The sequence below is a fragment of the Hydrogenophaga sp. 70-12 genome (assembly GCF_001897365.1).
In the GTDB taxonomy this organism is placed as follows: Bacteria; Pseudomonadota; Gammaproteobacteria; order Burkholderiales; family Burkholderiaceae_C; genus Hydrogenophaga; species Hydrogenophaga borbori.
The window spans coordinates 4,801-10,211 of the sequence record NZ_MKSS01000231.1 but is presented as its reverse complement, the minus strand read 5'-3'; the positions used below and the strand labels follow the sequence as shown (position 1 = coordinate 10,211).

Here is a 5,411-nt window from a genome sequence, read left to right as displayed (position 1 = left end):
CGTTGCCTTGCACGGGGTTGAGCACGTCCTCGACCTTGAGGCCGTTGCTGATGCAGGAGTTGAAGTCGTCCAGGCCGTAGGCGGGCGAGGAGTGCACGATGCCCGTGCCGTCGCTGTCGCTCACATAGTCGGCCAGGTACACGGGCGACAGGCGCCGGTAGCCCTTGTCCGCCTCGTACAGCGGGTGGCGGAAGTTCAGGCCGCCCAGTTGTTCCCCCTTGGTGACGGCCAGGACCGTGCCTTCCAGCCCGAAGCGCTCCAGGCACTTCTCGACCAGGGTTTCGGCCAGCACCAGGCAGCCCTTGGGCGTGTCGACCAAGGCATAGCTGAGCTCGGGGTGGGCGTTGAGCGCCTGGTTGGCCGGGATGGTCCAGGCGGTGGTGGTCCAGATGACGGCGAAGCCGCTTTTGCCGGGCGGCAGGGCGGCCAGGCCGAAGGCGGCGGCCAACTGGCCGGCGTCGTCGGTCTCGAAGGCCACGTCCAGCGTGTCGCTCTGCTTGTCGGCGTACTCGATCTCGAATTCGGCGAGCGAGCTGCCGCAGTCGAAGCACCAGTACACGGGCTTGAGGCCCCGGTAGACGAAGCCGCGCTCGATCACGCGCTTGAAGGCGCGGATTTCGCCGGCCTCGTTGGCCGGGGCCATGGTGAGGTAGGGGCGCTCCCAGTCGCCCAGGATGCCCAGGCGCTTGAAGTCAGCGCGCTGCTGGTCGATCTGCTCGGTGGCGTAGGCGCGGCTCTTGGCCTGCATCTCGTCGCGGCTGAGGTGGCGGCCGTGCTTCTTCTCGATCGCGTTCTCGATCGGCAGGCCGTGGCAGTCCCAGCCCGGGATGTACTGCGCGTCAAAGCCGGCCAGCTGGCGGCTCTTCACGATCATGTCCTTGAGCACCTTGTTGACGGCGTGGCCCATGTGGATCTGGCCGTTGGCGTAGGGCGGGCCGTCGTGCAGCACGAACAGCGGGGCGCCGCGGCGTGCGTCGCGCAGGCGCTGGTACAGGCCCTCGTCGTTCCACTGCTTGACCCAGCCCGGCTCGCGCTTGGGCAGGTCGCCGCGCATGGGGAAGGGCGTGTCCAGCAGGTTGACGGGGTAGGCGTTCTTCGTCTCGGACATGGTGTGTGGCGTGATCGCAGGGGCCAAGCTCGGCCCACGGGGCGTGGGCGGGAAAAGGGAGACGACGGGCGCGTGCCCCGAGCCTGTGGAAGGGCAACCACCGCCAGGGGGCGGTCGTCAAATTCGGTCGCGTGTGGTCTGCCGGTGGGTGCGACCGTGCATGGCCTCGAAGAACGCGCGGGCGTCGGCGACGTCCTTGGCGATGCCTTGCGTGAGGGCATCGAGGCTGTCGTACTTCAGCTCGTCGTGCAGTTTGTGCAGCAGTTCCACGCGCACGATTTTACCGTAGGCCTCCCCGCCGGGCAGGCGCTGGGACAAGGCCGCGGGCCAGTCCAGGCAATGGGTTTCCAGCAGCACACGCCCGCCGTTGACGTCGTTCGGGTCCAGCGAGGGCCGCACGCCCAGGTTGGCCACGCCGCGCAGGGGCTCGTCCCACAGGCCGTGCACCAGCACCGCGAAGATGCCGCTGGCGGCCGGCTTCCAGTGCGCGAAGCGCAGGTTGAGGGTGCGAAAGCCGTCGTGGCGGCCTGGGGCTGACTCGGCCAGCGCCCGGCCCAGCTGGCGCCCATGCACCACGTGTCCGCTGATGGCGTAGGGCCGGCCCAACAGGGCGGCGGCGTCGTCCAGGCGGCCTTCGGCCAAGGCCTCGCGCACGGCCGAGCTGGACACGCGCAGGCCGTGCACCTCGTAGCTCTGCATGCGCGCCACGTCGAAGCCCTGGCGCGCGCCGGCCGCGTCGAGCATGGCGTAGTCGCCCGCGCGCTGGGCCCCGAAGCGGAAGTCGTCGCCCACCAGCACGTAGCGCACGCCCAGGGCTCCGACCAGGGTGTCCTCGATGAAGGAGGCGGCGGTCTGCGAGGCCAGGCGCTCGTTGAAGGGCAGGATCACGCAGCGGTCCACCCCGCAGCGCTGCAGCTCCTCCAGCTTGTCGCGCAGGGTGGCGATGCGCGCGGGCGCCAGCTCGGGCTTGCGGTGGCGGGCGGCGAAGTAGTCGCGCGGGTGCGGCTCGAAGGTCATCACGCAGCTGGGCACGCCGCGGTGGCGGGCCTCGTTGCGCAGCAGCGCCAGCATGGCCTGGTGGCCACGGTGCACGCCGTCGAAGTTGCCGATGGTGAGGGCGCAGCCGCGCACGCCGTCGGGCGTGCCGTGGGGGCGGTTCCAGAGGCCGCGGAGGATTTGCATGGGGAAGGGCGGGGCGGGAAGGTTTGTCACATCGCGGGGGCTTGTCCCGCATGGACGCGGATTCGTCGTCGAAGGTTGTTATATTGGCACACGAAAACGCAGGCCCCGGGCTCCATGCGGGTTCCGGGTCTTTCCGGTGTCTTGACGCACGAAGGAGCCCGTTTTGAAGGTCTTGAAACTCTCGGCGCAGGGACTGCCCCAGTCCTGGATCAGCCTCGAAGAAGCCGTGTTGCACTACGCGGCCGAGGAGGTGCGCTGGGAGGCGGGTGCCGAGATCGCGGTGTTCCACGGCGGCCACAACGCCGTCACGGGCCTGCAGTCGGTGATCACGGTCAATTCGATCATCGGCACCCAGGGCGTGCCGCGCATCAACCCCTTCGAGCTGCGGCCCACGCTCACGAACCAGAAGCTGTTCTCGCGCGACCGCAACGTCTGCGCCTATTGCGGCCACCATTTCCACGAGGAAGACCTGACGCGCGAGCACATCGTGCCCTTCGGCCAGAACGGGCGCGACACCTGGATGAACGTGGTGACGGCCTGCAAGTCGTGCAACCACCGCAAGGGCAACCGCACGCCCGAGCAGGCGCACATGCCGCTGCTGTATACGCCCTACGTGCCCAGCCTGTGGGAGGACTTCATCCTGCGCAACCGCCGCATCCTGGCGGACCAGATGGAGTTCCTGATGGCGCACCTGCCGAAGTCGTCGCGCCTGCATGCCTGACCCAGAAACGCCGCGGAACCGGCGTTGCCGGGCCGCTGGCGTTGCCCCCTTGAGGGGGTGACGCGCCGCAGGCGCGGCGCGGGGTCAGGCGAACACGCCAGCGGTGTCCTGCATGCGCCCGGACACCTCGCCCAGGTGGTGCAGGGTGTCGCCGAACGTCATTTCCAGCTGGGTGAGCTTCTTGAAGTAGTGGCTGCCAATGTACTCGTCGGTCACGCCGATGCCGCCGTGCAGCTGCACCGATTGCTGGCCGATGAAGCGCATGGCGTTGCCCAGCTGCACCTTGGCGCGGGCCATGGCGGCGCGGCGCTCGGCCGCGGGGGCGTTGAGCTTCAGGCTGGCGTAGTAGCTCATGGAGCGCGCCAGCTCCAGCTGCATCTTCATGTCGGCCACGCGGTGGCGCAGGGCCTGGAAGCTGGCGATGGCCACGCCGAACTGCTTGCGCGTGTTCATGTAGTCCACCGTGAGCGCCAGCGTCTGCTCCATCACCCCCACGCCCTCGGCGCAGGTGGCGGCGATGCCCACGTCCACCGCGTGCTCCAGCGCGGCCTGACCATTGGCGGTGACCAGCACGGCCGGGGCCTTGTCCAGCGCCAGGTCGCCGGCGCGGCTGCCGTCCTGCGTGGGATAGCCGGTGGTCTTCACGCCGCTGGCGTCGGCCTCCACCAGGAGCAGGGCGGGTTGGCCATTGGCCACGGCGGGCACCAGGAAGGCGTCGGCGCGGTCGGCCGCCGCCACGAGGTGCTTGTTGCCGGACACGGTCCAGGCGCCGCCCGCCTGGCTGGCGGTGGCGGCGAGGCGGTCGAGCCGGTAGCGCGCGCCGCGCTCCTGCAGGGCCAGCACCACCAGGGCCTCGCCGCTGGCGATGCGGGACAGCCAGCCGGCCTTCACGTCGTCCGCGCCATAGGCGCCGATGACGCCGCTGACGAGCAGGGTCTGCGCGAGCGGCTGGAGCACCAGGCCGCGGCCCAGCTCCTCCATCACCACCATGGCCTCGACCGGGCCCATGCCCAGGCCGCCGTTGGTTTCATCGACCAGCAGGCCGGTCAGGCCCAGGTCGGCGAGTTCCTGGTAGACGCCGCGGTCGAATCCGCCGGCTTGCACGATGGCGCGCCGGCGCTCGAAGCTGTAGGCCTTCTCCACCCACTTCTGCACGGCGTCGCGCAGCGCGACCTGGTCGTCGGAAAAATCGAAGTCCATTCTTGTCTCCTCAGCCCAGCACGGTCTGCGCCACGATGTTGCGTTGCACCTCGTTGGAGCCGCCGTAGATCGTGGTCTTGCGCATGTTGAAGTACGTGGAGGCGAGCGGCGCGTTGGCCAGCACGCCGCCGGGAAAGTCGCCCTGCCAGCCGGCTTCCATGGCCTCCTCGATGAAAGGCAGGCTGTAGGGGCCGGCGGCGAGCATCATGAGCTCGCTGTAGCGCTGCTGGATTTCGCTGCCGCGGATCTTGAGCAGGCCGGCGATGTCCAGCGAGTTCTTGCCCGACTTCTCGGCCGAGAGCACGCGCAGCACCAGCATCTCCAGTGCCACCACGTCCACCTCGAGCAGCGCGATCTGGTCGCGAAATCGGGTGTCGTCCCACACGCCCTCGGTCTTGGCGATGCGCTTGAGGCGCTCCAGCTCGCGCTTGGCGCGGTTCACGTCGGCGATGTTGGTGCGCTCGTGGCTGAGCAGGTGCTTGGCGTAGGTCCAGCCCTTGTTCTCCTCGCCGATCAGGTTCTCGGCCGGCACCTCGACGTTGTCGAAGAAGACCTCGTTGACCTCGCATTCGCCGTCCAGCAGCTTGATGGGGCGCACCGAGACACCCTTGGACTTCATGTCCAGCAGCAGAAAGGAGATGCCGGTCTGCGGTTTGCCCTCGGTGCTGGTGCGCACGAGGTTGAACATCCAGTCGCCATACTGGCCCAGCGTGGTCCAGGTCTTCTGGCCGTTGACGATGTATTTGTCGCCCTTGCGCTCGGCGCGCGTCTTGAGCGAGGCCAGGTCCGAGCCCGAGCCCGGCTCGCTGTAGCCCTGGCTCCACCAGACCTCGCCGCTGGCGATGCCGGGCAGGAAGCGTTCTTGCTGTTCCTTGTTGCCGAAGGCCATGATGACCGGCGCCACCATCACCGGCCCGAAGGGCACGATGCGCGGCGCGCCGGCCAGGGCGCATTCCTCCTCGAACAGGTGCTTTTGCACCGCGCTCCAGCCCGGGCCGCCGAACTGTTGGGGCCAGCCGTAGCCCAGCCAGCCCTTCTTGCCCAGGATCTTCGCCCAGCGCTGCATGTCGTCGCGCGTCAGGCGCAGGGCGTTGTGCACCTTGTGGCTGATCTCGGCGGGCAGGTTGGCGCGCACCCAGGCGCGTATCTCGTCGCGAAACGCCTGCTCCTCAGGCGTGAAGGCCAGATCCATCGTGTGTC

At 68.9% G+C, this 5,411-nt stretch carries 5 protein-coding genes; 1 reads left to right on the top strand and 4 read right to left on the bottom strand.

Annotated features, from left to right (window positions below; genetic code table 11):
• Together BGO22_RS13350 and BGO22_RS13345 are read right to left on the bottom strand one after the other, a co-directional pair.
• Positions 1-1,108: class I tRNA ligase family protein (locus BGO22_RS13350; protein WP_286851243.1), on the bottom strand; the 1,108-nt coding region annotated here is incomplete at its 3' end.
• Positions 1,109-1,225: 117 nt separating this feature from the next.
• Entirely contained in the window at positions 1,226-2,290 is a 1,065-nt protein-coding gene (locus BGO22_RS13345; protein WP_070400620.1) for a bifunctional riboflavin kinase/FAD synthetase, read from the bottom strand.
• Positions 2,291-2,453: 163 nt separating this feature from the next.
• Between BGO22_RS13345 and BGO22_RS13340 the strand changes: the two genes are divergently transcribed.
• The gene (locus BGO22_RS13340) at positions 2,454-3,011 is read left to right on the top strand and encodes an HNH endonuclease (RefSeq protein WP_070400619.1); all 558 of its coding nucleotides are present in this window, start codon (positions 2,454-2,456) and stop codon (positions 3,009-3,011) included.
• An 84-nt stretch (positions 3,012-3,095) separates the two neighbouring features.
• On the opposite strand, the gene BGO22_RS13335 is transcribed toward BGO22_RS13340, so the two are convergent.
• Together BGO22_RS13335 and BGO22_RS13330 are read right to left on the bottom strand one after the other, a co-directional pair.
• The gene (locus tag BGO22_RS13335) at positions 3,096-4,211 is read right to left on the bottom strand and encodes an acyl-CoA dehydrogenase family protein (protein ID WP_286851242.1); all 1,116 of its coding nucleotides are present in this window, start codon (positions 4,209-4,211) and stop codon (positions 3,096-3,098) included.
• A gap of 10 nt (positions 4,212-4,221) precedes the next feature.
• Complete coding sequence (locus tag BGO22_RS13330) at positions 4,222-5,403, bottom strand: acyl-CoA dehydrogenase family protein (RefSeq protein WP_070400617.1); 1,182 nt, start codon at positions 5,401-5,403, stop codon at positions 4,222-4,224.
• Between the last annotated feature and the right edge of the window lie 8 nt (positions 5,404-5,411).

Coding starts and splice junctions, on each gene's coding strand:
- BGO22_RS13345 (WP_070400620.1), bottom strand. CDS start 2,290: ATGCAAATCCTCCGCGGCCTCTGGAACCGCCCCCACGGCACGCCCGAC.
- BGO22_RS13335 (WP_286851242.1), bottom strand. CDS start 4,211: ATGGACTTCGATTTTTCCGACGACCAGGTCGCGCTGCGCGACGCCGTG.
- BGO22_RS13330 (WP_070400617.1), bottom strand. CDS start 5,403: ATGGATCTGGCCTTCACGCCTGAGGAGCAGGCGTTTCGCGACGAGATA.